This is a genomic window from Hydrogenophaga taeniospiralis CCUG 15921, from assembly GCF_001592305.1.
GTDB classification, from domain to species: Bacteria; Pseudomonadota; Gammaproteobacteria; order Burkholderiales; family Burkholderiaceae_C; genus Hydrogenophaga; species Hydrogenophaga taeniospiralis.
Genome location: NZ_BCWR01000019.1, coordinates 180,124 through 200,922 on the forward strand (window position 1 = coordinate 180,124; position 20,799 = coordinate 200,922).

At 65.5% G+C, this 20,799-nt stretch carries 29 protein-coding genes and 1 tRNA gene; 23 read left to right on the forward strand and 7 right to left on the reverse strand.

Features of this window, described 5'->3' with window-relative positions; genetic code table 11:
- Positions 1-43: 43 nt before the first annotated feature.
- The 20 genes from HTA01S_RS21120 to HTA01S_RS21210 all read left to right on the forward strand — a co-directional run bounded on the left by HTA01S_RS21120 (position 44) and on the right by HTA01S_RS21210 (position 10,880).
- Entirely contained in the window at positions 44-1,636 is a 1,593-nt protein-coding gene (locus HTA01S_RS21120; protein ID WP_068174932.1) for a glycerol-3-phosphate dehydrogenase/oxidase, read from the forward strand.
- A 198-nt stretch (positions 1,637-1,834) separates the two neighbouring features.
- Entirely contained in the window at positions 1,835-2,203 is a 369-nt protein-coding gene (gene rplN, locus HTA01S_RS21125; protein WP_056268999.1) for a 50S ribosomal protein L14, read from the forward strand.
- 9 nt (positions 2,204-2,212) lie between these two features.
- Positions 2,213-2,533 carry a 50S ribosomal protein L24 gene (gene rplX, locus HTA01S_RS21130; protein ID WP_068174934.1) on the forward strand — a complete coding sequence of 107 codons (321 nt, stop codon included), beginning with the start codon at positions 2,213-2,215 and terminating at the stop codon, positions 2,531-2,533.
- Positions 2,534-2,535: 2 nt separating this feature from the next.
- The gene (gene rplE, locus HTA01S_RS21135; protein ID WP_068175034.1) at positions 2,536-3,075 is read left to right on the forward strand and encodes a 50S ribosomal protein L5; all 540 of its coding nucleotides are present in this window, start codon (positions 2,536-2,538) and stop codon (positions 3,073-3,075) included.
- 8 nt (positions 3,076-3,083) lie between these two features.
- Entirely contained in the window at positions 3,084-3,389 is a 306-nt protein-coding gene (gene rpsN / locus HTA01S_RS21140; RefSeq protein WP_068174937.1) for a 30S ribosomal protein S14, read from the forward strand.
- A gap of 18 nt (positions 3,390-3,407) precedes the next feature.
- Positions 3,408-3,803 carry a 30S ribosomal protein S8 gene (gene rpsH, locus HTA01S_RS21145; protein ID WP_068174940.1) on the forward strand — a complete coding sequence of 132 codons (396 nt, stop codon included), beginning with the start codon at positions 3,408-3,410 and terminating at the stop codon, positions 3,801-3,803.
- 23 nt (positions 3,804-3,826) lie between these two features.
- On the forward strand, positions 3,827-4,360 hold the full coding sequence (rplF, locus tag HTA01S_RS21150; RefSeq protein WP_068174942.1) for a 50S ribosomal protein L6: 534 nt from the start codon (positions 3,827-3,829) through the stop codon (positions 4,358-4,360).
- Between the two features lie 11 nt (positions 4,361-4,371).
- Positions 4,372-4,737 carry a 50S ribosomal protein L18 gene (gene rplR / locus HTA01S_RS21155; RefSeq protein ID WP_068174944.1) on the forward strand — a complete coding sequence of 122 codons (366 nt, stop codon included), beginning with the start codon at positions 4,372-4,374 and terminating at the stop codon, positions 4,735-4,737.
- An 18-nt stretch (positions 4,738-4,755) separates the two neighbouring features.
- The gene (gene rpsE, locus HTA01S_RS21160) at positions 4,756-5,274 is read left to right on the forward strand and encodes a 30S ribosomal protein S5 (protein WP_068174947.1); all 519 of its coding nucleotides are present in this window, start codon (positions 4,756-4,758) and stop codon (positions 5,272-5,274) included.
- A gap of 11 nt (positions 5,275-5,285) precedes the next feature.
- The gene (gene rpmD, locus HTA01S_RS21165) at positions 5,286-5,468 is read left to right on the forward strand and encodes a 50S ribosomal protein L30 (RefSeq protein WP_068174949.1); all 183 of its coding nucleotides are present in this window, start codon (positions 5,286-5,288) and stop codon (positions 5,466-5,468) included.
- 16 nt (positions 5,469-5,484) lie between these two features.
- Positions 5,485-5,916 carry a 50S ribosomal protein L15 gene (gene rplO, locus HTA01S_RS21170; RefSeq protein ID WP_068174950.1) on the forward strand — a complete coding sequence of 144 codons (432 nt, stop codon included), beginning with the start codon at positions 5,485-5,487 and terminating at the stop codon, positions 5,914-5,916.
- 23 nt (positions 5,917-5,939) lie between these two features.
- Positions 5,940-7,253 carry a preprotein translocase subunit SecY gene (secY, locus tag HTA01S_RS21175; RefSeq protein WP_068174952.1) on the forward strand — a complete coding sequence of 438 codons (1,314 nt, stop codon included), beginning with the start codon at positions 5,940-5,942 and terminating at the stop codon, positions 7,251-7,253.
- 9 nt (positions 7,254-7,262) lie between these two features.
- A complete protein-coding gene (infA, locus tag HTA01S_RS21180; RefSeq protein WP_066267877.1) occupies positions 7,263-7,481 on the forward strand; it encodes a translation initiation factor IF-1 in 219 nt (72 codons plus the stop codon).
- Between the two features lie 43 nt (positions 7,482-7,524).
- Positions 7,525-7,638: a 50S ribosomal protein L36 gene (gene rpmJ / locus HTA01S_RS24885; protein WP_084236402.1), complete on the forward strand. Its 114-nt coding sequence runs from the start codon at positions 7,525-7,527 to the stop codon at positions 7,636-7,638.
- Between the two features lie 22 nt (positions 7,639-7,660).
- Positions 7,661-8,026, forward strand: a complete 366-nt coding sequence (rpsM, locus tag HTA01S_RS21185; RefSeq protein ID WP_068174954.1) for a 30S ribosomal protein S13 — start codon at positions 7,661-7,663, stop codon at positions 8,024-8,026.
- An 18-nt stretch (positions 8,027-8,044) separates the two neighbouring features.
- Positions 8,045-8,449, forward strand: coding sequence for a 30S ribosomal protein S11 (gene rpsK, locus HTA01S_RS21190; protein WP_068174956.1), 405 nt, complete (start codon positions 8,045-8,047; stop codon positions 8,447-8,449).
- Between the two features lie 163 nt (positions 8,450-8,612).
- Entirely contained in the window at positions 8,613-9,236 is a 624-nt protein-coding gene (gene rpsD, locus HTA01S_RS21195) for a 30S ribosomal protein S4 (RefSeq protein WP_068174959.1), read from the forward strand.
- A 93-nt stretch (positions 9,237-9,329) separates the two neighbouring features.
- Positions 9,330-10,316, forward strand: coding sequence for a DNA-directed RNA polymerase subunit alpha (locus HTA01S_RS21200; protein ID WP_068174961.1), 987 nt, complete (start codon positions 9,330-9,332; stop codon positions 10,314-10,316).
- Between the two features lie 74 nt (positions 10,317-10,390).
- On the forward strand, positions 10,391-10,786 hold the full coding sequence (gene rplQ / locus HTA01S_RS21205) for a 50S ribosomal protein L17 (RefSeq protein ID WP_068174962.1): 396 nt from the start codon (positions 10,391-10,393) through the stop codon (positions 10,784-10,786).
- A 17-nt stretch (positions 10,787-10,803) separates the two neighbouring features.
- Positions 10,804-10,880, forward strand: a tRNA-Met gene (locus HTA01S_RS21210).
- Positions 10,881-10,977: 97 nt separating this feature from the next.
- Here the strand turns inward: HTA01S_RS21210 and HTA01S_RS21215 are convergent.
- Complete coding sequence (locus tag HTA01S_RS21215; RefSeq protein ID WP_068174965.1) at positions 10,978-11,607, reverse strand: hypothetical protein; 630 nt, start codon at positions 11,605-11,607, stop codon at positions 10,978-10,980.
- An 81-nt stretch (positions 11,608-11,688) separates the two neighbouring features.
- Positions 11,689-13,308, reverse strand: coding sequence for an FMN-binding glutamate synthase family protein (locus HTA01S_RS21220; protein WP_068174967.1), 1,620 nt, complete (start codon positions 13,306-13,308; stop codon positions 11,689-11,691).
- Between the two features lie 57 nt (positions 13,309-13,365).
- On the opposite strand from HTA01S_RS21220, the gene HTA01S_RS21225 reads away from it, so the two are divergent.
- On the forward strand, positions 13,366-14,175 hold the full coding sequence (locus tag HTA01S_RS21225) for a UPF0149 family protein (protein ID WP_068174969.1): 810 nt from the start codon (positions 13,366-13,368) through the stop codon (positions 14,173-14,175).
- 8 nt (positions 14,176-14,183) lie between these two features.
- Here HTA01S_RS21225 and HTA01S_RS21230 read toward each other — a convergent pair whose 3' ends face one another.
- On the reverse strand, positions 14,184-14,849 hold the full coding sequence (locus HTA01S_RS21230; protein ID WP_068174972.1) for a glutathione S-transferase: 666 nt from the start codon (positions 14,847-14,849) through the stop codon (positions 14,184-14,186).
- Positions 14,850-14,881: 32 nt separating this feature from the next.
- Positions 14,882-15,772: a LysR family transcriptional regulator gene (locus HTA01S_RS21235; protein WP_068174974.1), complete on the reverse strand. Its 891-nt coding sequence runs from the start codon at positions 15,770-15,772 to the stop codon at positions 14,882-14,884.
- A gap of 103 nt (positions 15,773-15,875) precedes the next feature.
- Here HTA01S_RS21235 and HTA01S_RS21240 point away from each other — a divergent pair, with 103 nt between their 5' ends.
- On the forward strand, positions 15,876-16,931 hold the full coding sequence (locus HTA01S_RS21240; protein ID WP_068174976.1) for an NAD-dependent epimerase/dehydratase family protein: 1,056 nt from the start codon (positions 15,876-15,878) through the stop codon (positions 16,929-16,931).
- A gap of 32 nt (positions 16,932-16,963) precedes the next feature.
- Complete coding sequence (locus HTA01S_RS21245; protein WP_068174979.1) at positions 16,964-18,124, forward strand: Acg family FMN-binding oxidoreductase; 1,161 nt, start codon at positions 16,964-16,966, stop codon at positions 18,122-18,124.
- 19 nt (positions 18,125-18,143) lie between these two features.
- On the opposite strand, the gene HTA01S_RS21250 is transcribed toward HTA01S_RS21245, so the two are convergent.
- Genes HTA01S_RS21250 through HTA01S_RS21260 form a run of 3 tightly spaced genes read right to left on the reverse strand, consistent with a single transcriptional unit; the run spans position 18,144 to position 20,732 of the window.
- On the reverse strand, positions 18,144-19,061 hold the full coding sequence (locus HTA01S_RS21250) for an alpha/beta fold hydrolase (protein ID WP_068174980.1): 918 nt from the start codon (positions 19,059-19,061) through the stop codon (positions 18,144-18,146).
- 10 nt (positions 19,062-19,071) lie between these two features.
- Positions 19,072-20,220 carry a DNA alkylation repair protein gene (locus HTA01S_RS21255; RefSeq protein ID WP_068174983.1) on the reverse strand — a complete coding sequence of 383 codons (1,149 nt, stop codon included), beginning with the start codon at positions 20,218-20,220 and terminating at the stop codon, positions 19,072-19,074.
- A gap of 17 nt (positions 20,221-20,237) precedes the next feature.
- Entirely contained in the window at positions 20,238-20,732 is a 495-nt protein-coding gene (locus tag HTA01S_RS21260) for a CinA family protein (RefSeq protein ID WP_068174985.1), read from the reverse strand.
- Positions 20,733-20,799: the final 67 nt, after the last annotated feature.

A 20,799-nucleotide genomic window follows, 5' to 3' on the forward strand; every position in this document is an offset into this window, starting at 1 on the left:
CCGCCCCTTGCGCCAACCGGCGCAAGGGGCCACCCCAAACACCATGAAACGCGCAGAACTGCTCCAATCGCTGTCCGGTACCCCCCTGTTTGATCTGGCGGTGGTGGGCGGCGGCGCCACCGGCCTCGGGGTGGCGCTGGATGCCGCGCTGCGCGGTTTCTCCGTGGTGCTGCTGGAGTCGCACGACTTCGCCGGCGGCACCTCGTCCCGTTCCACCAAGCTGCTGCACGGCGGTGTGCGTTACCTGGCGCAGGGCAATGTGGCCCTGGTGCGCGAGGCGCTGGCCGAGCGCGCCACGGTGCTGCGCATCGCGCCCCACCTGGCGCAGCCGCTGCCCTTTGTCATGCCGTCCTACGGCTGGTGGCAGACCCCGTTCTACGGCGTGGGGCTCAAGCTGTACGACCTGATGGCCGGGCGCGCCGGGCTGGGCCGCACCGCGTTCCTGAACCGCCGGCAGACCCTGGAGGCCTTGCCGGGGGTGAATCCCCAGGGGCTGCACGGCGGCGTGCAGTACTGGGACGGCCAGTTCGACGACGCCCGGCTGGCCCTGGCCCTGGCGCGCACCGCCGAAGCCGCGGGCGCGCTGGTGCTGAACTACGCCCGGGTCACCGCAGTGCGTCGCCTGGACGACGCCGGCCACCCGGTCTCCGAGCTCGATGTGAGCGATCGCTTTTCTGAAGCGCTTTACAAAGTGCGGGCCCGATGCGTGGTCAATGCCACCGGCGTCTGGGTCGACGAGCTGCGTGCCCATTCCAGCGGCGCCAGCGCCCAGGACGCGCCCAAGCGCATGGTCAGCCCGAGCCAGGGTGTGCACGTGGTGGTGGACCGCGAGTTCCTGCCCGGTGATCAGGCGCTGCTGGTGCCCAAGACGCGCGATGGCCGCGTGCTGTTTGCCGTGCCCTGGTTGGGCAAACTGGTGCTCGGTACCACCGACACGCCGCGCCAGGACCTGCCGCGCGAACCCGATGCCTTCGCCGAGGAACTGGATTTCATCCTGAGCGAGGCCGGTCACGTGCTGAGCCGCCCGGTCACCAAGGCGGACATCCGCAGCATCTGGGTGGGATTGCGCCCGCTGGTGGCGCCCCCGGAAACCTCCGAAGGAGGCACCAAGGTTCTGTCGCGCGAGCACACCATCGTGGTGGATGCCAATGGCCTCGTCACCGTCACAGGTGGCAAATGGACCACCTACCGGGCCATGGCCGAGGATGTGCTGGACCGCTGTTTCGCCAGCGCCTTGCTGCCCCGGCGTCCTGGCGGTCTGAGCGAACGCCACACCCTGCTGGGCGCCCCTGCGGCCGAGGCGCCGGCCACGCCCATCTATGCCCCGCCGGGCCTGCACCTGTATGGAACGGAGCGTCAGCGGGTGCTGGACTGCCCGGGGAACGACCGTCCCCTGGGCATGGGGTTGACCGAGGCCATGGTGCGGTACGCCGCCCGCCACGAGCACGCCCACACGGTGGAAGATGTGCTGGCCCGGCGTTGGCGGGCCCTGTTCCTGGACGCGCGGGCCGCGGCGGGCATGGCGCCCGATGTCGCGGCCATCCTGACCCAGGAACAGGCCGCGGACCCCGAACTCGACCACTTTCTGTCGCTGTGCGACCACTATCTGCCGGCGCACGCCGCTGTCCGCACATAAAAGCCGGTTGACAATCCAAAGACGCAGTGCAATAATCTGCGGCTTCGCTGTAAAAAGGCGAAGTTATCCGCCCACCGACGCGGGTTGTGTCCAGTCTGCAGCAGGCCTGCAGGGTTGATACGGCTGGCAACGACGGGCCCAAGACTGATCACTCCCGGCCGTGGTGGCTGGGGGGATTCAAGTTGGGACTTAAATCAAATGATCCAAACGCAATCTCGACTCGATGTTGCTGACAACACGGGCGCCAAGTCCGTGATGTGCATCAAGGTGCTCGGTGGCTCCAAGCGCCGCTACGCCAGCGTGGGTGACGTCATCAAAGTCACCATCAAGGAAGCAGCGCCCCGTGGCCGCGTCAAAAAAGGCGAGGTTTACAACGCTGTGGTGGTTCGCACCGCCAAGGGCATCCGCCGTCAGGACGGCGCCCTGATCAAATTCGACGGCAACGCGGCAGTGTTGCTCAATGCCAAGCTGGAGCCCATCGGCACCCGCATCTTCGGACCGGTCACGCGCGAGCTGCGTACCGAGAAGTTCATGAAGATCGTGTCGCTGGCACCCGAGGTTCTCTGAGGAATCATCATGAACAAGATTCGTAGTGGCGATGAAGTCATCGTGATTGCCGGCCGCGACAAAGGCAAGCGCGGCAAGGTTGTGCTGCGCGCCGACGACAGCAAGCTGGTGGTTGAGGGCGTGAACATCGTCAAGAAGCACGCCAAGCCGAACCCCATGAAGGGCGTGACCGGCGGCATCGTTGAAAAGACCATGCCGATTCACCAGTCCAATGTGGCCATCTTCAATGGCGCCACGGGCAAGGCGGATCGTGTGGGCATCAAGCTCCTGGCTGACGGCAAGAAAGTGCGCGTCTTCAAGTCCAGCGGCGAAGAAATCAAGGTGGCATGACCATGGCACGTTTGCAAGAAATCTACCGCGACAAGATCGCCCCCAGCCTGATCGAAAAGTTCGGCTACAAGTCGGTCATGGAGGTGCCTCGCATCACCAAGATCACGCTGAACATGGGTGTGAGTGAAGCTGTTGCCGACAAGAAGGTCATGGACAACGCTGTGGGCGACCTGACCAAGATCGCTGGCCAGAAGCCGGTGGTCACCAAGGCCCGCAAGGCCATCGCGGGCTTCAAGATTCGCGAGCAGCAGCCCATCGGTTGCATGGTGACCCTGCGCGGCGCCCGCATGTACGAATTCCTCGATCGCTTCGTGACCGTGGCGCTGCCCCGGGTGCGCGACTTCCGTGGTATCTCCGGCCGTTCGTTCGATGGTCGCGGCAACTACAACGTTGGCGTCAAAGAGCAGATCATTTTCCCTGAGATCGAGTACGACAAGGTCGATGCCTTGCGCGGTCTCAACATCAGCATCACGACGACCGCCAAGAACGATGAAGAGTGCAAGGCTCTTCTGGCTGGTTTCCGTTTCCCGTTCAAGAACTGAGGTGGCGCGTGGCTAAACAAGCACTACTCCAACGTGAACTCAAGCGCGAGAAACTCGCCGCCAAGTTCGCCAAGAAATACACCGAGTTGAAGGCAATCGCCAACGACGCCAAGAAGAGCGACGAAGAGCGCGATGCAGCCCGTCTGGGTCTGCAGAAGCTGCCCCGCAATTCGAACCCGACCCGTCAGCGCAACCGCTGCGAGATCACCGGTCGTCCGCGCGGTACCTTCGCCCACTTCGGCCTGGCCCGTGCCAAGGTCCGCGAAATGGCGTTCGCCGGTGAGATTCCCGGTGTCACCAAAGCCAGCTGGTAAGCCCTAGGAGAACCACAAATGAGCATGAGTGATCCTATCGCCGACATGTTGACCCGCATCCGCAACGCGCAGATGGTCGAGAAGGCCAGCGTGACGATGCCGGCCTCGAAGGTCAAAACCGCGATCGCCCAGGTCCTGAAGGACGAGGGCTACATCGACGGGTTCCAGGTCAAGAGCAACGACGGCAAGAACGAGCTTGAGATCGCTCTCAAGTATTACGCCGGCCGTCCCGTGATCGAACGCATCGAGCGCGTCAGCCGTCCTGGCCTGCGTGTTTACCGCGGCCGCAACGCCATCCCCCAGGTCCAGAACGGTCTGGGTGTGGCCATCGTCACCACGCCCCAGGGTGTGATGACCGACCGCAAGGCGCGCGCCACCGGTGTCGGTGGTGAAGTCCTGTGTTACGTCGCCTGATGCGGGCATTGAGGAGCAACTGAATGTCACGTATTGGAAAACTGCCGGTCTCCATCCCTGCTGGGGTGGAAGTGGCTGTCAAAGACAACCTGATCAACGTCAAGGGGGCCCTGGGCGCCCTGGCGCTGGCGCAGAGCGCCCTGGTCAAGGTGGAAAACAACGCTGGTTCGCTTTCGTTCACCCCGGTGAACGAATCCCGCGAAGCCAATGCCATGTCCGGCACCATGCGCCAGCTGGTGAACAACATGGTCAACGGTGTGAGCAAGGGCTTCGAAAAGAAGCTGACGCTCCTCGGTGTGGGCTACAAGGCCCAGGCCCAGGGCACCAAGCTCAACCTGACGGTTGGCTATTCCCACCCCGTGGTGATGGACATGCCCGCCGGTATCAAGGTGGAAACCCCGACGCCGACCGAAATCCTGATCAAGGGTTCCGACCGCCAGCGCGTGGGGCAGATCGCTTCCGAGGTGCGCGCTGTGCGCCCCCCCGAGCCCTACAAGGGCAAGGGCATCCGCTATGCGGATGAAAAGGTCGTGATCAAGGAAACCAAGAAGAAATAAGGATCAGGATCATGTTGACCAAAAAAGAGCAACGTCTCCGTCGGGCCCGCCAGACGCGCATCCGCATTGCGCAGCAAGGTGCCGTCCGCCTGACCGTGAACCGCACCAACCTGCACATCTACGCCAACGTTATTTCCGACGATGGCACCCGTGTGCTGGCTTCTGCCTCCACGGCCGAAGCCGAGGTGCGTGCCCAGATCGGTGGCGCTGGCAAGGGTGGCAACACCGCTGCTGCGCAACTGGTGGGCAAGCGCATCGCTGAAAAGGCCAAGGCCGCCGGCATCGAGAAGGTGGCGTTTGACCGTTCCGGTTTTGCCTACCATGGCCGGGTGAAAGCCCTGGCAGACGCGGCCCGCGAGGCCGGTCTGCAGTTCTGATCAGACGGAATACACAAAATGGCTAAATTTACGGCAAACATCAAGAACGAAGCGAACGACGACGGTTTGCGCGAGAAGATGATCGCGATCAACCGCGTGACCAAGGTGGTCAAGGGCGGTCGCATTCTCGGTTTCGCAGCACTGACCGTGGTCGGTGATGGCGACGGCCGCGTCGGCATGGGCAAGGGCAAGGCACGTGAAGTGCCGGTGGCCGTGCAGAAGGCCATGGAACAGGCCCGCCGCAACATGATCAAGGTGTCGCTCAAGAACGGTTCGCTGCACCACAGCGTGCATGGTGAGCACGGTGCCTCCAACGTCATGATGCTGCCCGCTTCCAAGGGTACCGGCATCATCGCGGGCGGCCCGATGCGCGCCGTGTTTGAGGTGCTGGGCATCACCGACGTCGTGGCCAAGAGCCATGGCTCGAGCAATCCCTACAACCTGGTGCGTGCCACGCTGGACGCACTGAAGAATTCGACCACGCCCTCCGACGTGGCTGCCAAGCGCGGCAAGTCGGTTGAAGACATCCTGGGCTGATTGGAGCGATCATGACCACACAAAACACCGTCAAGGTCCAACTGGTGCGCAGCCCCATTGGTACCAAGCAGTCACACCGCGACACCGTGCGTGGCCTGGGCCTGCGCAAGCTCAACAGCATCAGCGAGCTGCAGGACACGCCCGCCGTGCGCGGCATGATCAACAAGATCAGCTACCTGGTCAAAGTACTCTGAACCGGAGTCGCAAGACATGGAACTCAATAGCATCAAGCCCCAAGAAGGCGCCAAGCACGCCAAGCGCCGTGTCGGCCGTGGCATCGGCTCCGGCCTGGGTAAAACCGCTGGCCGTGGTCACAAAGGCCAGAAATCGCGTTCGGGTGGCTACCACAAGGTGGGCTTCGAAGGCGGTCAAATGCCTCTGCAGCGTCGCCTGCCCAAGCGTGGCTTCAAATCCGCGCAACTGCAGTTCAACGCCGAAGTGACCCTGGCCGACATCAACGCGCTGGAAGCGGCCGAGATCGACCTGCTGGTGCTCAAGCAGGCTGGCCTCGTGGCCCACCTCGCACGCCGCGTGAAGGTCATCAAGACCGGTGAGATCACGCGCGCCGTGACGCTCAAGAGCATCGGTGCCACCGCAGCGGCCAAGTCGGCGATCGAAGCCGCTGGCGGTTCGTTGGCCTGATCGGACACCAGCGGAAGCAATCTGTGGCAACTGGATCCACGACTCTGGCCAAAACGGGCAAGTTCGGCGACCTGCGTCGCCGACTGGTGTTCCTGTTGTTGGCGCTGGTGGTTTACCGTATCGGGGCACACATCCCCGTGCCCGGCATCGACCCTGCGCAGCTGGAACAGCTGTTCAAGGGCCAGGCCGGCGGTATTCTCAGCCTCTTCAACATGTTCTCGGGCGGGGCGCTGTCGCGCTTCACCGTGTTTGCGTTGGGCATCATGCCGTACATCTCGGCGTCGATCATCATGCAGTTGATGACCTATGTGGTGCCCACGTTCGAGCAGCTGAAGAAGGAAGGCGAAGCCGGTCGTCGCAAGATCACGTCCTACACCCGTTACGGTACGCTGGCCCTGGCCATCTTCCAGTCCATGGGCATTGCCCTGGCTCTGGAAGGTCAGCAGGGGCTCGTGATCGATCCCGGCATGGGCTTTCGCCTGACCGCCGTGGTCAGCCTGGTGGCGGGAACCATGTTCCTGATGTGGCTGGGCGAGCAGATCACCGAGCGCGGCCTGGGCAACGGGATCTCGATCCTGATCTTCGCGGGTATCGCGGCGGGTCTGCCGAGTGCCATCGGTGGCTTGCTCGAGCTGGTGCGCACCGGTGCCATGAACATCCTGGTGTCGATCTTCATCATCGCACTGGTGATTCTGGTCACCTACTTCGTGGTGTTCGTCGAACGTGGTCAGCGCAAGATTCTGGTGAACTATGCTCGGCGTCAGGTGGGCAACAAGGTGTATGGCGGTCAGTCATCGCATCTGCCGCTCAAACTGAACATGGCCGGCGTGATCCCGCCGATCTTCGCCTCCAGCATCATCCTGTTGCCCACCACGGTGGTGAGCTGGGTGAGCACGGGTGAATCGACCCGCTGGCTGCGCGACATCGCTTCGGCCTTGTCGCCGGGTCAACCGATCTACGTGGCGTTGTACGCCGCGGCCATTGTTTTCTTCTGCTTCTTCTACACGGCATTGGTTTTCAACAGCCGCGAAACGGCCGACAACCTGAAGAAGAGCGGTGCGTTCATTCCCGGTATTCGTCCTGGGGATCAGACCGCCCGCTACATCGACAAGATCCTGCTGCGACTGACCCTGGCGGGTGCGATCTACATCACCGCCGTCTGCCTGTTGCCCGAGTTTCTGATCCTGAAGTACAACGTGCCCTTCTATTTCGGTGGCACATCCCTGTTGATCATCGTGGTGGTCACCATGGATTTCATGGCCCAGGTGCAGAACTACATGATGTCGCAGCAATACGAATCGCTGCTTAAAAAGGCCAATTTCAAAACATCCCTTTGAGCTTTGCTTATGGCCAAGGACGACGTGATCGAAATGCAGGGCGAGGTGGTTGAGAACCTGCCCAATGCGACTTTCAGGGTCAAGCTCGAAAATGGTCATGTGGTTTTGGGACACATCTCCGGCAAGATGAGGATGCATTACATCCGCATCCTGCCGGGTGACAAGGTCAAGGTAGAACTCACGCCCTACGACCTCACCCGGGCGCGGATTGTGTTTCGCTCGAAGTGAGCGGTGGCTGGTTGAATATTTTTGGAATATCTAGGAGAAGACTATGAGAGTTTCGGCTTCGGTCAAAAAAATGTGCCGCAACTGTAAGATCATCAAGCGGCATGGCATCGTGCGAGTGATTTGCACCGATCCCCGCCACAAACAGCGTCAAGGCTGATTCGGAAGTTCAGAGGACCAACATGGCTCGTATTGCAGGCATCAACATTCCGCCGCACAAGCACGCCGAAATCGGCTTGACGGCAATTTTTGGCATTGGCCGTACCCGTGCTCGCAAGATCTGCGAAGCCTGCGGTATCGACTACACCAAGAAAATCAAGGACCTGAGCGACGCGGAACTTGAAAAAGTCCGTGACCAGGTCGGTGTGTTCACGATCGAGGGTGACCTGCGCCGTGAAACCACCATGAACATCAAGCGTTTGATGGACATTGGTTGCTACCGTGGTTTCCGCCACCGTCGTGGTCTGCCGGTCCGTGGTCAGCGTACGAAGACCAACGCCCGCACGCGCAAAGGTCCCCGCAAGGCGGCCCAGTCGCTGAAGAAGTAATCGGTTTGAAGGATCCTCATGGCTAAGTCTCCCTCCAGCAGCGCATCTGCCCGCGTCCGCAAAAAAGTCCGCAAGAACATTGCCGACGGCATTGCCCACGTGCACGCGTCGTTCAACAACACCATCATCACCATCACCGACCGTCAGGGCAATGCACTGTCCTGGGCGTCTTCGGGTGGTCAGGGCTTCAAGGGTTCGCGCAAGTCGACGCCTTTTGCTGCTCAGGTGGCTTCGGAAGTCGCGGGTCGTGCCGCGATCGAGCAGGGCATCAAGAATCTGGACGTCGAGATCAAGGGTCCGGGCCCGGGTCGTGAGTCCTCGGTGCGTGCTCTGGGTGCTTTGGGCATCCGGATCAACTCGATTGCCGACGTGACGCCTGTGCCGCACAACGGTTGCCGTCCGCAGAAGCGCCGTCGCATCTGAACCGTCTGTTTGAGGCGGTGCCGCCAGCGCGGTACAATCAAAAGCTTTTTTTCGAGCGCCACCGCAGTCGCCTGCGGTGGCATTTTTGCTAAGCCCACCGCCCCCGTCCAACGGGTGGCTCCCGCAACATCGGGTTGCGGCAGTGTGATTCAAGGAAACCAACGTGGCACGTTACCTCGGCCCCAAGGCCAAACTCTCCCGCCGTGAAGGCTCGGACCTGTTGCTCAAGAGCGCACGCCGCTCGATCAGCGACAAGGCCAAATTCGACTCCAAGCCTGGCCAACATGGCCGCACCTCCGGTCAGCGCACCTCCGACTTTGGTCTGCAGCTGCGTGAAAAGCAGAAAGTCAAGCGCACCTATGGCGTGCTGGAACGCCAGTTCCGCCGCTATTTCGCCGAGGCGGACCGTCGCCGTGGCAATACCGGCGCCAACCTGTTGTTCCTGCTGGAAGCACGCCTGGACAACGTCGTGTTCCGCATGGGTTTTGCATCCACCCGCGCTGAAGCCCGCCAGATCGTGTCGCACAAGGCGATCACGGTCAACGGCAAGTCGGTCAACATCCCCTCGTACTCGGTCAAGGCCGGTGATGTGGTGGCGGTGCGTGAAAAGTCCAAGAAACAGGCCCGCGTGATCGAAGCGTTGGAACTCGCCAAGCAGATTGGCTTCCCCGCCTGGGTCGACGTGGCCGTGGACAAGGCCGAAGGCGTGTTCAAGAAGTCGCCCGACCGTGATGAGTTCGGTGCCGACATCAACGAATCGCTGATCGTCGAACTGTATTCCCGTTAATTTCGTTCCCGGCCTGCACCTGCACGGTGTGGTCGGGCCATGCTCCGTCTGCCTTATCGGTGTAACGAGCCGAGGGTACTGAAGGAAGTTTGAATGCTGAACAATCTGCTGAAGCCCAAAACCATCAACGTCGAGCAACTGTCGACCAATCGCGCCAAAGTGACGCTGGAGCCCTTCGAACGCGGCTACGGTCACACGCTGGGCAATGCCCTGCGCCGGGTGTTGCTGTCCTCGATGACCGGGCACGCGCCGACCGAGGTCACCATTGCCGGTGTGGTTCACGAATACTCCTCCATCGATGGTGTGCAGGAAGATGTCGTGAACATGTTGCTGAACCTCAAGGGTGTGGTCTTCAAGTTGCACAACCGCGACGAAGTCACCCTGAGCCTGCGCAAGGATGGTGAAGGCCTGGTCACGGCGGCCGACATTCAGACGCCGCACGACGTGGAAATCGTCAACCCTGGCCATGTGATCGCCACGCTGTCTGCCGGCGCCAAGCTGGATATGCAGATCAAGGTTGAAAAAGGTCGTGGTTATGTGCCCGGTAGCCTGCGCCGCAACGATGACCAGTCGCGTTCGATTGGTCGCATCGTGCTCGACGCTTCGTTCTCGCCGGTCAAGCGCGTGAGCTACACCGTTGAAAGCGCTCGTGTGGAGCAGCGTACCGATCTGGACAAGCTGGTGCTTGAAATCGAGACCAACGGTTCGATCGGTCCGGAAGAAGCCGTGCGCGCCTCTGCCAAGATCCTGGTGGAACAGCTCGCGGTGTTTGCCCAACTCGAAGGCGTGGAGCTGTCGGCGTTCGACCAGCCTGCCCAGCGCAGCTCCCAGCAGTTCGACCCGATCCTGCTGCGTCCTGTGGACGAGCTCGAACTCACCGTGCGTTCGGCCAACTGCCTCAAGGCCGAAAACATCTATTACATCGGGGACCTGATCCAGCGCACTGAGAACGAGTTGCTGAAGACCCCCAACCTGGGTCGCAAGTCGCTCAACGAGATCAAGGAAGTGCTCGCCTCGCGCGGCCTGACCTTGGGTATGAAGCTCGAAAACTGGCCGCCGGCCGGTCTCGACAAACACTGATCCCGGCGATCAAACGTCTGACGAACCTCCAGTACCTGATACGGCTGGAGGCAAAACACTGAAAGGAAATCACCATGCGTCACGGACACGGACTTCGTAAACTCAATCGCACCAGCGAGCACCGCCTCGCGATGCTGCGCAACATGATGAACTCGCTGCTTACGCACGAAGTCATCAAGACCACGCTGCCCAAGGCCAAAGAGCTGCGCCGCGTTGTCGAACCCATGATCACCCTGGCCAAGGTCGCGACCGTGGCCAACCGTCGTCTGGCTTTTGACCGCCTGCGCGACCGCGATGTGGTCGTCAAGCTCTTCAACGAACTGGGCCCGCGCTTCGCAGCCCGTCCGGGTGGCTATACCCGCATCCTGAAGATGGGCTACCGGGTGGGCGACAATGCACCCATGGCGCTGGTCGAACTGGTGGATCGCGCAGAAGATGCCGCTCCAGCGGCTGACGACGCGAAAGCGTGATAGAATACAAGGCTTGACGCGGAGTGGAGCAGCCTGGTAGCTCGTTGGGCTCATAACCCAAAGGTCGCAAGTTCAAATCTTGCCTCCGCAACCAAACCAATCAAGCATTGCGCTTGTCATTGAAGCCCACGGTAACGTGGGCTTTTTTGTTGGTGCGTCCCGGTTCGGCGCCGGTCCGATCGCGCTCACGGTCAGCCGCTGGCCAGTTGGCTGGACATCCGCTCCGGAAGCCGGCGCTCGACAAACAGTTCACCCACCTCCTTGAGGCTGAGGTATCGGCCTGTTTTGCCTTGCTTGCCCATCACCTTCAGCAGGATGGGCCACTCGCCATCCATCAGTTTTCTGTCGATGCTGCGTCTGTGGCCCGCCGCACGCTCGAAGTTGGCGTCCATCATGCGCTGCAGTTCGTCCAGGTCGAGTCCGGGTTCGGCGTGGCCATCGGCATCGGTTTTCTCGCTCGCAAACTCCTCCAGCCGTGCGAGTTCCTTCGGATCGACTTTGGCCTTGGCATCCAGAATGCGCGAACCGGCGCCCTTCTTGTCCAAAGGCCCGTTCCTCAGTTCGTTCAGTCGCAGGCCTCCGAAGCCGTTGCGTGCCATCTGCAGCGGGGTGAGCCCGTTCGCGACCAGTGCAATGGCCCGGATCGCCGCAGCGGGGAGTTCGGGTTGCCCATCGCCCGCGTTCGCCACCTTGACGATGGTGCTGGTGATTGTCCCAAGACTCACCACGTCGTCGGCCAGCAGGCCCTGCGCCACCAGCGCCCTCAGGAAGGGGCAGGGGTTGTTGGGGGAGACCTTTGGCGAGCGGGGCGTGGACGGCATGTCTTTTCCTGGGTGGAGAAACGGGTGGGACTGGAGGCACTCAGACCTTGCGTTGCATCGGCGACGGATGCGGCGCGAGGATCAGGTCAGACCGAACCGGTCGGCCCGTGCCTGCTCCCAGTAGGTGGTGAACACCGCATGCTGGCCTTCGGAGCCGCGCAGCAGGGCGCCGGGCTGGGTGGTGGGCAGCAGGTTGGCCAGCAGGCGCACTTCGTTTTCGTTCACGCGGCGCACGATGTGCTGCGCCGTGATGTCGCCTGGGTGCTGCAGGCCGCCGGCCTGCACCAGTTCCTGCAGCGCCTTCAGTGTCTGCTGATGGAAATTGAACACCCGCGTGGCCTTGTCGGGCACCACCAGCGCCTGCTGGCGCACCGGGTCCTGGGTGGAGACGCCGGTGGGGCACTGGCCTGTGTGGCAGGTCTGGGCCTGGATGCAGCCCAGGGCAAACATGAAACCGCGTGCGCTGTTGCACCAGTCGGCACCAATGGCCAGACAGCGTGCGATGTCGAAGGCGCTCACCACCTTGCCCGAGGCGCCGATCTTGATGCGATCACGCAGGTTCACACCCACCAGCGTGTTGTGCACCAGGCGCAGGCCTTCCTGCAGCGGCGCCCCCACGTGGTCGGTGAACTCCAGCGGTGCCGCGCCGGTGCCGCCCTCGGCGCCATCGACCACGATGAAGTCGGGCGTGATGCCGGTCTCCAGCATCGCCTTGACGATGGCGAACCACTCCCAGGGGTGGCCGATGCAGAGTTTGAAGCCGGTCGGCTTGCCACCCGAGAGCTCGCGCAGCCGCGCGACGAACTGCAGCAGCTCCATCGGGGTCGAGAAGGCGCTGTGCGCGGCCGGAGACACGCAGTCCACGCCCACCGGCACGCCGCGTGCCGCAGCGATCTCGGGCGTCACCTTGGCGCCCGGCAACACGCCGCCGTGGCCCGGCTTGGCCCCCTGGCTGAGCTTGATCTCGATCATCCTGACCTGGGCGTCGAGGGCGTTGGCCTTGAACTTGTCCTCGTTGAACAGGCCGTCGTCGCCGCGGCAGCCGAAGTAGCCCGAGCCGATTTCCCAGATCAGGTCGCCGCCGTTGAGCCGGTGCCAGGCCGAGATGGAGCCTTCGCCGGTGTCGTGGGCGAAGCCGCCACGTTGGGCGCCCGCGTTGAGCGCCTGGATGGCGTTGGCCGACAGCGCGCCAAAGCTCATGGCCGAGATGTTGAACACGCTGGCCGCGTAGGGCTGGGTGCAGGTGGGGCCGCCGATGGTGACGCGAAAGTCATGCGAGTCCAGTGCGGTGGGTGCGAGCGAGTGGTTGAGCCATTCGTGTCCGACGGCGCGCAGGTCGCGCTGGGTGCCGAACGGGCGCTTGTCGGTCTCGCCCTTGGCGCGCGCATAGGCCAGGCTGCGCTGGCTGCGCGAAAACGGTGTGGCCTCGGTGTCGCTCTCCAGAAAATACTGACGGATCTCGGGCCGGATCTTTTCCAGCATGAAGCGGAAATGGCCGATGACCGGGTAATTGCGCAGCACCGAGCTCTTGGTCTGGCGCAGGTCCCAGAACCCCAGCGCCGAAAGGCCTGCGGACAGCACGAAAACCAGCCCACCGACACCAAAGGCCACCAGCGTGAACAGGCTGAGCAGCGCGCAAAGAACGCACAGGGCGAGCGCGGTGTAGCGCACCGGATAAATGGCGTTGAGGCGTTCGAGCATGGGTTCCTTGGGGGCTTACACTGCCCAGCATCATAAAACCCGCCCCCGCTTTCCCCCATGAACACCGATACCACGCCCGTCCCCATGGACAACGACGATTTTGATGCGCTCGACGCCATCCTGGACGACCTGCGCACGCGCGGCGAGGACGTGCCGCAGTGGGAGTTCTGCGAGGGCGCCATGGCCGCGCTGCTGTGCACGCGACGCCTCATCATGCCCAGCGAGTACTTCCCGGTGCTGCTCGGCACCGGAGACAGCGAACCGGGCGTGCCCGGCAGCGATCCCGAGGACACGCACTTCGCCGATGCGGCGCAGTTCACGCGTTTCATGGAGCTGTGGACGCGGCGCTGGAACGAGGTGGCCACGGCGCTGGGGGCTCCGGTCGAAACGCTCGAAGACGAACGCAGCTACCACCCCGAGGTGATGGACGTGCGCGGTGCGGTGGCCAGCCTGCCCGAGGAAGCGCGCGCCGACATGGGTGATCAGGTCTTGCCGGCGTTCGGCCAGGTCTGGGCCCTGGGCTTCATGTTCGTGGTGGAGAGCTGGCCCGAGGAATGGGCCGCCCCGCGCGACAAGGAAGCGGCCGGCTGGCTCAACGACGCGCTCGACGCCATCGTGGCGCTGACCGAGGACGACACCGATCCACCCACGGTCTGCATGCACAGCGAAGACGGCGCGCCCAGTGTGAGCGACGAGCGACTGAACGCGTTTGGCGCCGCCATCTGGGCGGTGTACGACCTGCGCCAGCTCTGGCAAAGCCTGGGTCCGCGCGTCGAGTCCGCGCGCAAGGCCGACACTCCGGGGCGCAACGATCCCTGCTGGTGCGGCAGCGGCAAGAAATACAAGAAGTGCCACGGCATGGGGTGAGTCGCCGATCAGGCCATCAGCTCGAACGGGCCGCCCTGTTCGATGGCGCGCTGGTAGGCAGGCCGGGCGTGGATGCGGCCCAGCCAGTCCATCAGCTTGGGGCGGCTCTGGTCCAGCCCCGCGCGCGCGGCCGCGGCCTCTACCGGAAAGCTCATCTGCACGTCGGCGGCGCTGAACGAGCGCCCGGCAAACCAGGGTGAACTGGCCAGCTCGGCCTCCAGGAAATCCAGGTGTTGCGTGAGGTTGGGGGTGATGAAGCGGCGCTTGACCGTGGCCGAGATCGCCTTGGCCACCGGGCGCACCAGCAGTGGCGCTCGTTCCACCTGATCGAACACCAGCTTGAGCAGCAGGGGCGGCATGAGCGAGCCCTCTGCGTAGTGCAGCCAGTAGCGGTAGCGCTGAAACGCGGGCGTGCCCGCCTCGGGCGCGAGGCGGCCCTCGCCATAGGTCTCCACCAGGTACTCGATGATGGCGCCCGACTCCGCCAGCGTGGCCCGGCCGTCGGTCACCACCGGTGATTTGCCCAGGGGGTGCACCTTGCGCAGCGAGGGCGGCGCCAGCATGGTCTCGGGGTCGCGCTCATAGCGCTGGATCTCGTAGGGCACGCCCAGTTCTTCGAGCAGCCAGAGCACGCGCTGCGAGCGCGAGTTGTTGAGGTGGTGGACGGTGAGCATCGGATTTCCTTGGGTGAGAGGAGTGACAGCGCTCAGCTTAGCGCCTGCGGCAACGCCCGCGCGAGGAAGTCCCACACGGCACGGATGCGCGGGTTGCTGCGGATCTCGCGGTGCACCGCCAGCCACACGGGCAGCGGCGGTATGGGCAGCATGGGCAGCAGCGGCACCAGGTCCGGGTTCTGGCGCGCCACGTAGCGGGCCAGAAAGCCCACACCCAGCCCTGCGCTTACCGCGGCCTGGTAGGCGTTGAGGTCGTCGGTGCGCACTGCGAAGCGTTCGCGCTCGATCGGGTAGCCCATGCGGGCGAAGCCCTGCACGATATCGGTGTTGCGGTCGTAGCCGATCAGGTCGTGCACCAGCAGGTCCTCGGGCATCTGCGGCGTGCCGCGTCGGCGCAGGTAGTCGCGGTGCGCATAGGCGCCGATGGCGACCTGCCCCACACGCTTGGTCACCAAAGAGCCTTGGTCGGGCCGCACCATGCGCAGCGCGATGTCGGCCTCGCGCTGCAGCAGGTTGCTCACCGCGTTGCTCGACACCAGCTCGATCTGGATGTCGGGCAGGGCCTGGCGCATCTGCAGCAGCACCGGCGGCAACAGCACGCAGGTGACGGGCTGGCTCGCCGTGATGCGCACCGAGCCCCGCGGGTCGACCTGCGCGCCCGAGGCCTGGCGCGCGAGCTGATCGGCCGCGACCGACATGGCGCGCGCCGCGTCGGCCAGCCGCAGCGCGTGGGCGGTGGGCACCAGGCCGCGGCCCGTGCGCTCAAACAGCACCACGCCCAGCTGCGTTTCCAGCTCCCCGATGTGCCGGCCCACTGTGGGCTGGCTGGTGGCCAGGGCGCGCGCGGCCGCCATCAGGCTGCCGTGGTCCAGCGCGGCCAGAAACGAGCGGATCAGGGTCCAGTTGAAGTCTCCGGTATGCATATGTGTATGTCTGGTGTCCGGTTTCAGGCAATTGTGTATGGGGGCCGATGTTTCCACAATCGATCCCATGGTGCCGGTGGTCGGCGCCCCATGGAGTTTCCTCATGCATGAGCTGTCTTCTTCCCACCCCGCCGAGACGGTGCTGGTCCTGGGCGGCCGTGGCCGTTTCGGCCTGGCCGCGGCCCAGGCCTTTGCGCGTGGCGGCTGGCGCGTGCTGGCCCAGATGCGACCCGGCGCCGCAGCCCCCGAGGTGGCCGGCGTCACGTGGCTGGCGCAGGCGCTGGACACGCCGCAGGCTGTCGAGGCACTGGTCGCGCAGGTGCGTCGCAGCGGCGGGGCCTCGGTGGTGGTGCATGCGCTCAACCCCAACCGCTACACGCGCCAGGCCTGGAAGCGCGAAGCCTGGCCGCTGCTGCAGTCTGGCATGGCGGTGGCGCAGGCGCTGGGGGCCACGATCATGCTGCCCGGCAATGTGTACAACTATGGCGAGGCCATGCCGGGCGTGCTGCTCGAAGACACCCCGCAGCGCCCCAGCATGGCCATGGGGCGCATCCGCACCGACATGGAGGCGCGGCTGGAGCAGGCCACCCGCCAGGGCCGGCTGCGCGCGGTGATCGTGCGCGCCGGCAACTTCTATGGCCGGGGGCGCGGCACCTGGCTCGACCTGGCCATGCTCACCGGCATCCGGCGTGGCAAGCTGGTGCTTCCCGGTCCGCTGGACGTGCGCACGCCCTGGGCCTACCTGCCCGACCTGGCCCGGACCTTCGTGGCGGTGGCCGGCGCGCGCGCGGCGATGGCGCCGTTCGAGTCGCTGCATTTCAGCGGCCACGATCTGTCGGGCCAGGACTGGGTCGATGTCTTGCAGCCGCTGGCCCGCCAGCAGGGCTGGCTGAGCGAGCAGGCGACCCTGCGCGTGGGCGGCCTGCCGTGGCCTTTGTTCTCCCTGCTGGGGCCCCTGGTGCCGAGCTGGGCCACGCTGGTGGCGCTGCGCTACCTCTGGAACCGGCCGCACCGGCTGGACAACCGCCGCCTGCGGGCCCTGATCGGCAGCGAGCCGCACACGCCCTGGCCGCTGGCGCTGGAACACACCCTGCGGGACTTGGGCATGCTGCCCGCGGCCGCCGAGCCGCCGGTGCACTCTGGAACCGCGCGGGCCTGATCCGACGCGACCGTTCACCCACAGGAGGAACCATGCAACGCCGACGTTTTTTGCGCATCGCCGGAGGCGGCGTGGTGGTGGCCGCCACCGCGGGCGGCCTGGTGGCCTGCAGCAGCGCGCTGCCGCCCGAGGCCATCGCGGCCTGGCAGGGACCGGGCAACGAACCCGACCCGCGCCGCTGGGTGCTGGCCCATGCCATCCTGGCGCCGCATTCGCACAATCTGCAGTCCTGGCTGGTGGATCTGCGCGAGCCCGAAGCGATCACCTTGTTCATCGACCGCAGCCGCCTGCTGTCCGAGACCGACCCGTTCTCGCGCCAGATGATGATGAGCCAAGGCACCTTCCTGGAGCTGCTGGACTTGGCCGCGCGCCAGCGCGGTCTGCGCGCCGAGATCGCGCTGTTTCCGCAAGGCGCCTTTGGCCCGCAGGCGCTGGACGCGCGGCCCACGGCCCACATCCGGTTGCTGCCCGACGCCTCGCTGCGTCCCGACCCGCTGTTTGCGCAGATCTTCCGGCGCCACACCAACCGCGAAGCGTACGAGGCGCGCGAGCCCGACTCGGCCGCGCTGCAGGCCATCGCCGCCAGCCTGGCGCCCCACGCGGTGCGGGCCGGCTTTGTGGGCGCGGCGCAGGCCGAGGCACTGGCGCAGCACCGCCGCATTGCCATGGAGGCCTGGCGCATCGAACTGGAAACGCCGCGCACCATGCTCGAATCGCTGCGGGTGCTGCGCATCGGGCCGAAGGAGATTGCCGAGCACCGCGATGGCCTCTCGATCAACGATCCGCTGGTGCGCGCGCTCACCGCCGTGGGCCTGTTCGACCGCAGCCGTGCGCCCCAGCCGGGGGACGCCGCCATCACGCGCCAGATCGAGGATTTCAACGCGAAGATCGCCGCGACGCCGGCGTTCTTCTGGATGGTGACCGAGGGCAATGACCGCGCGACGCAGGTGAACGCCGGCCGTGCCTACGCCCGCGCGCAGCTCGCCGCCACGGCTGCGGGTCTGTCCATGCACCCCTTGCAGCAGGCCCTGCAGGAATACCCCGAGCAGGCCGGGCCTTACGCGGACATCCACCGGCTGCTGGAGGCCCCTTCACCGGGACACACGGTGCAGATGTGGGTGCGCCTGGGTTATGCGCCTGCGGTCGGTCCGGCGCCGCGGCGCGGGCTGGACGCGCACATCCTCCCGGGCTGATGGCGGCTGACCCGCGCGTTCAGGGTCGCATGAACCCGGCCAGGGCCGCCGCGGTCTCAGTGGGCAGTTCTTCGGGAATGAAGTGGCCGGCCGGCAAGGCCTGCCCGCTGATGCTCGCCGCGCAGCGCGCCTGCCAGAGCGCCAGCGGATCGAAAAAGCGCTGCACCACGCCCTTGGCGCCCCAGAGCACCAGGGTGTCGCAGGCGATGGTTTCACCGCGCTCGCGGCCCAGCCGGTCGTGCTCCAGGTCGATGTCGGCGCTGGCGCGGTAGTCCTCGCAGGCGCTGTGGATGGCGTCGGGCCGGCAGAAGCAGCGCTCGTATTCGGCCAGTGCCTCGGGCTCGATGTGGCCCAGGCCGCCCGCGCCCCAGCCGCCGAGCTTGGCGTGCAGATAGGCCAGCGCCGCGCCGCCGATCATGGTCTCCGGCAGGGGCGCTGGCTGGATCAGGTGGAACCAGTGGTAATAAGCACGGGCAAAGTCCATGTCGGTGCGCGCGTACATGTCCAGCGTGGGCGCGATGTCGATCACGCCGAGCTTCCGCACGCGCTGCGGGAAGTCCAGCGCCACACGGTGCGCCACGCGGGCGCCGCGGTCGTGGCCGCAGAGGAAAAACCGGTCCACACCCAGCGCGTCGAGCACGGCCACCACGTCGCTGGCCATGGCACGCTTGCTGGCCTGTTCGTGGCGCGGCGCGTCCGCCGGTGCGGGCGAGTCGCCGTAGCCGCGCAGGTCCGGCATGACGATCCGGTAGGCGCCGCGCAGCCGCTGGGCCACGCGCTGCCACATCACGTGCGTCTGCGGAAAACCGTGCAGCAGCACCAGCACCGGGCCCTGCGCAAGTCCACCCACGCGCAGCGTGACGTGACGGGGCGCGCCGGCGGTGCCCAGCGGTATCTCGCGCCGCTCGAATCCGTCAAACCAGGGTGTGTCGGTCATGGGGCCTCCTTCACGGCAAGAGCTCGAAGTGGGCGCTGGCACAGGCCTGGCCGTTGACCAGCAGATCGATGCGGTGGCTGCCCGGGTAGAGCGTGCGCGTGGTCACGGGGCGCAGGCTGTGGCGTTTTTCCAGGAGGCGCAGCTCACCCGGGCCCAGCGCCAGCTTCCAGCCCTTGAACACCTTGGGGCTGGTGCCGCCGTTGGCGCGCACGTGGTGCACCGCATAGTCCACCACCAGCGGCTGGGTCGTTCGCGCCGTCGAGCGCAGCGTGACGTGCAGCCCGATATCATCCCCCACCGCCGCGTGGTCGGTGGACAGGCTCAGACCGGCCTCGCCCTGCAGGCCCAGCCCGAGTCCCCAGGCGGCCAGCGTGGGCGCGTGGCCCTGCTTGATCAGGCTGCGGCTGGCGTGGCGCAGCAGGGCCGTGCGTTGCGGCGCCGCGCCGCGCAGGTGCTCGTCCACCCAGCGGGCCACCAGATCGGGGTGGTCCTTGGCGATGTCGTTCAGGTGGTTGGCCACGCTGCGGCGCACATAGGCGCTGACGTCGTCCTGCAACACACGCAGCAGAGGCAGGGTGGGTGCGGGGTCGGCCACCAGGGCCTGCAGCCGCAGGCCCCAGGGCAGGCGTGGGCGCGAACCCTCGCTCACCAGCCGGCGCACGTGCGCGCTCGGGTCGCTCGCCCACTCGGCCAGGGTGGGCAGCACCACGCCGGGGTGTTGCTGGATCAGCGGGCGGATCGCGAATTCGGCCGAGAACCGCTGGGTGAGCGCGTGCAGGCAGGCCAGCGCGCGCGGCACATCACCGTTCACACCCCGGCGCGCCACGAACTCGCCCATGGACCACACCACCCAGCCGGCCAGGCCCTCGTCCTGCCGGTCGGCCGCCAGGGCGATGGGCTCGCCCTGCGCGTCCAGTGGCAGCGGCGGCGCCAGGCTGGCTTCGAGCAGGTCGCAGGCGGTGGCGAAGTCGCTCGGCAGGGTGGCCTCCAGCGCATCGGCCAGCTGCATGGCGCGCGCCTTGAACTCCAGCGCGTCCAGCCCGTGGCCGGCCTGCCGCTCGAAGCGCTGGCACTCGAAACCGGGCCACACGCGCTGCAGGTGTGCGCCCGCGTGCGCCACGGTGCGGGGGTTGATGAGGTTCTTGAAGGGTTCGGCCATGGCGGCGGGCGTTCCCGTCAGCGCAGGCGCTGCAGCAGCCCTGCCAGCGCGTGGCGCACTGCGGCCTGGCGCACGGCGGCACGGTCGCCGTCGAAGCGCTGGTGTTCGGTGCTCACGCCTTCGGGCGTGGCCCAGCCGAACCACACCGTGCCCACCGGCTTGTCGGCGCTGCCGCCGGTGGGTCCGGCGATGCCGGTGACCGCCACCGACCAGTGCGCATGGGCGTTGACCACCGCCCCGGCGGCCATGGCGCGCGCCACGGCCTCGCTCACCGCGCCGTGCTCCTCGATCAGCGCCGCGGGCACACCCAGCAGCTCGGACTTGGCGGCGTTGGAGTAGGTGACGAAGCCGCGCTCGAACCAGTCGCTCGATCCGCTGAGCTCGGTGCAGGCGCTGGCGATCAGGCCACCGGTGCAGCTCTCGGCCGTGGCCAGGAACTGGCCGCGCGCTTTGAGTTCGGTGGCCAGTTGTTCAACCAGTGAGGCGGTGGGCGGCGGGTTCGTGGAGGTCATGGTCGTGAGTGAGGGGGAGTGGTCAGGAACACCGCGGAACGGGCTTCGCCCGGCCGCAGGTGTTGCC

Bases quoted from the DNA above. Each gene is read 5' to 3' on its own strand.
- HTA01S_RS21120 (WP_068174932.1), top strand. From the start codon at position 44: ATGAAACGCGCAGAACTGCTCCAATCGCTGTCCGGTACCCCCCTGTTT.
- rplN (WP_056268999.1), top strand. From the start codon at position 1,835: ATGATCCAAACGCAATCTCGACTCGATGTTGCTGACAACACGGGCGCC.
- rplX (WP_068174934.1), top strand. From the start codon at position 2,213: ATGAACAAGATTCGTAGTGGCGATGAAGTCATCGTGATTGCCGGCCGC.
- rplE (WP_068175034.1), top strand. From the start codon at position 2,536: ATGGCACGTTTGCAAGAAATCTACCGCGACAAGATCGCCCCCAGCCTG.
- rpsH (WP_068174940.1), top strand. From the start codon at position 3,408: ATGAGCATGAGTGATCCTATCGCCGACATGTTGACCCGCATCCGCAAC.
- rplF (WP_068174942.1), top strand. From the start codon at position 3,827: ATGTCACGTATTGGAAAACTGCCGGTCTCCATCCCTGCTGGGGTGGAA.
- rplR (WP_068174944.1), top strand. From the start codon at position 4,372: ATGTTGACCAAAAAAGAGCAACGTCTCCGTCGGGCCCGCCAGACGCGC.
- rpsE (WP_068174947.1), top strand. From the start codon at position 4,756: ATGGCTAAATTTACGGCAAACATCAAGAACGAAGCGAACGACGACGGT.
- rpmD (WP_068174949.1), top strand. From the start codon at position 5,286: ATGACCACACAAAACACCGTCAAGGTCCAACTGGTGCGCAGCCCCATT.
- rplO (WP_068174950.1), top strand. From the start codon at position 5,485: ATGGAACTCAATAGCATCAAGCCCCAAGAAGGCGCCAAGCACGCCAAG.
- infA (WP_066267877.1), top strand. From the start codon at position 7,263: ATGGCCAAGGACGACGTGATCGAAATGCAGGGCGAGGTGGTTGAGAAC.
- rpmJ (WP_084236402.1), top strand. From the start codon at position 7,525: ATGAGAGTTTCGGCTTCGGTCAAAAAAATGTGCCGCAACTGTAAGATC.
- rpsM (WP_068174954.1), top strand. From the start codon at position 7,661: ATGGCTCGTATTGCAGGCATCAACATTCCGCCGCACAAGCACGCCGAA.
- rpsK (WP_068174956.1), top strand. From the start codon at position 8,045: ATGGCTAAGTCTCCCTCCAGCAGCGCATCTGCCCGCGTCCGCAAAAAA.
- HTA01S_RS21200 (WP_068174961.1), top strand. From the start codon at position 9,330: ATGCTGAACAATCTGCTGAAGCCCAAAACCATCAACGTCGAGCAACTG.
- rplQ (WP_068174962.1), top strand. From the start codon at position 10,391: ATGCGTCACGGACACGGACTTCGTAAACTCAATCGCACCAGCGAGCAC.
- HTA01S_RS21215 (WP_068174965.1), bottom strand. From the start codon at position 11,607: ATGCCGTCCACGCCCCGCTCGCCAAAGGTCTCCCCCAACAACCCCTGC.
- HTA01S_RS21220 (WP_068174967.1), bottom strand. From the start codon at position 13,308: ATGCTCGAACGCCTCAACGCCATTTATCCGGTGCGCTACACCGCGCTC.
- HTA01S_RS21225 (WP_068174969.1), top strand. From the start codon at position 13,366: ATGAACACCGATACCACGCCCGTCCCCATGGACAACGACGATTTTGAT.
- HTA01S_RS21230 (WP_068174972.1), bottom strand. From the start codon at position 14,849: ATGCTCACCGTCCACCACCTCAACAACTCGCGCTCGCAGCGCGTGCTC.
- HTA01S_RS21235 (WP_068174974.1), bottom strand. From the start codon at position 15,772: ATGCATACCGGAGACTTCAACTGGACCCTGATCCGCTCGTTTCTGGCC.
- HTA01S_RS21240 (WP_068174976.1), top strand. From the start codon at position 15,876: ATGCATGAGCTGTCTTCTTCCCACCCCGCCGAGACGGTGCTGGTCCTG.
- HTA01S_RS21245 (WP_068174979.1), top strand. From the start codon at position 16,964: ATGCAACGCCGACGTTTTTTGCGCATCGCCGGAGGCGGCGTGGTGGTG.
- HTA01S_RS21250 (WP_068174980.1), bottom strand. From the start codon at position 19,061: ATGACCGACACACCCTGGTTTGACGGATTCGAGCGGCGCGAGATACCG.
- HTA01S_RS21255 (WP_068174983.1), bottom strand. From the start codon at position 20,220: ATGGCCGAACCCTTCAAGAACCTCATCAACCCCCGCACCGTGGCGCAC.
- HTA01S_RS21260 (WP_068174985.1), bottom strand. From the start codon at position 20,732: ATGACCTCCACGAACCCGCCGCCCACCGCCTCACTGGTTGAACAACTG.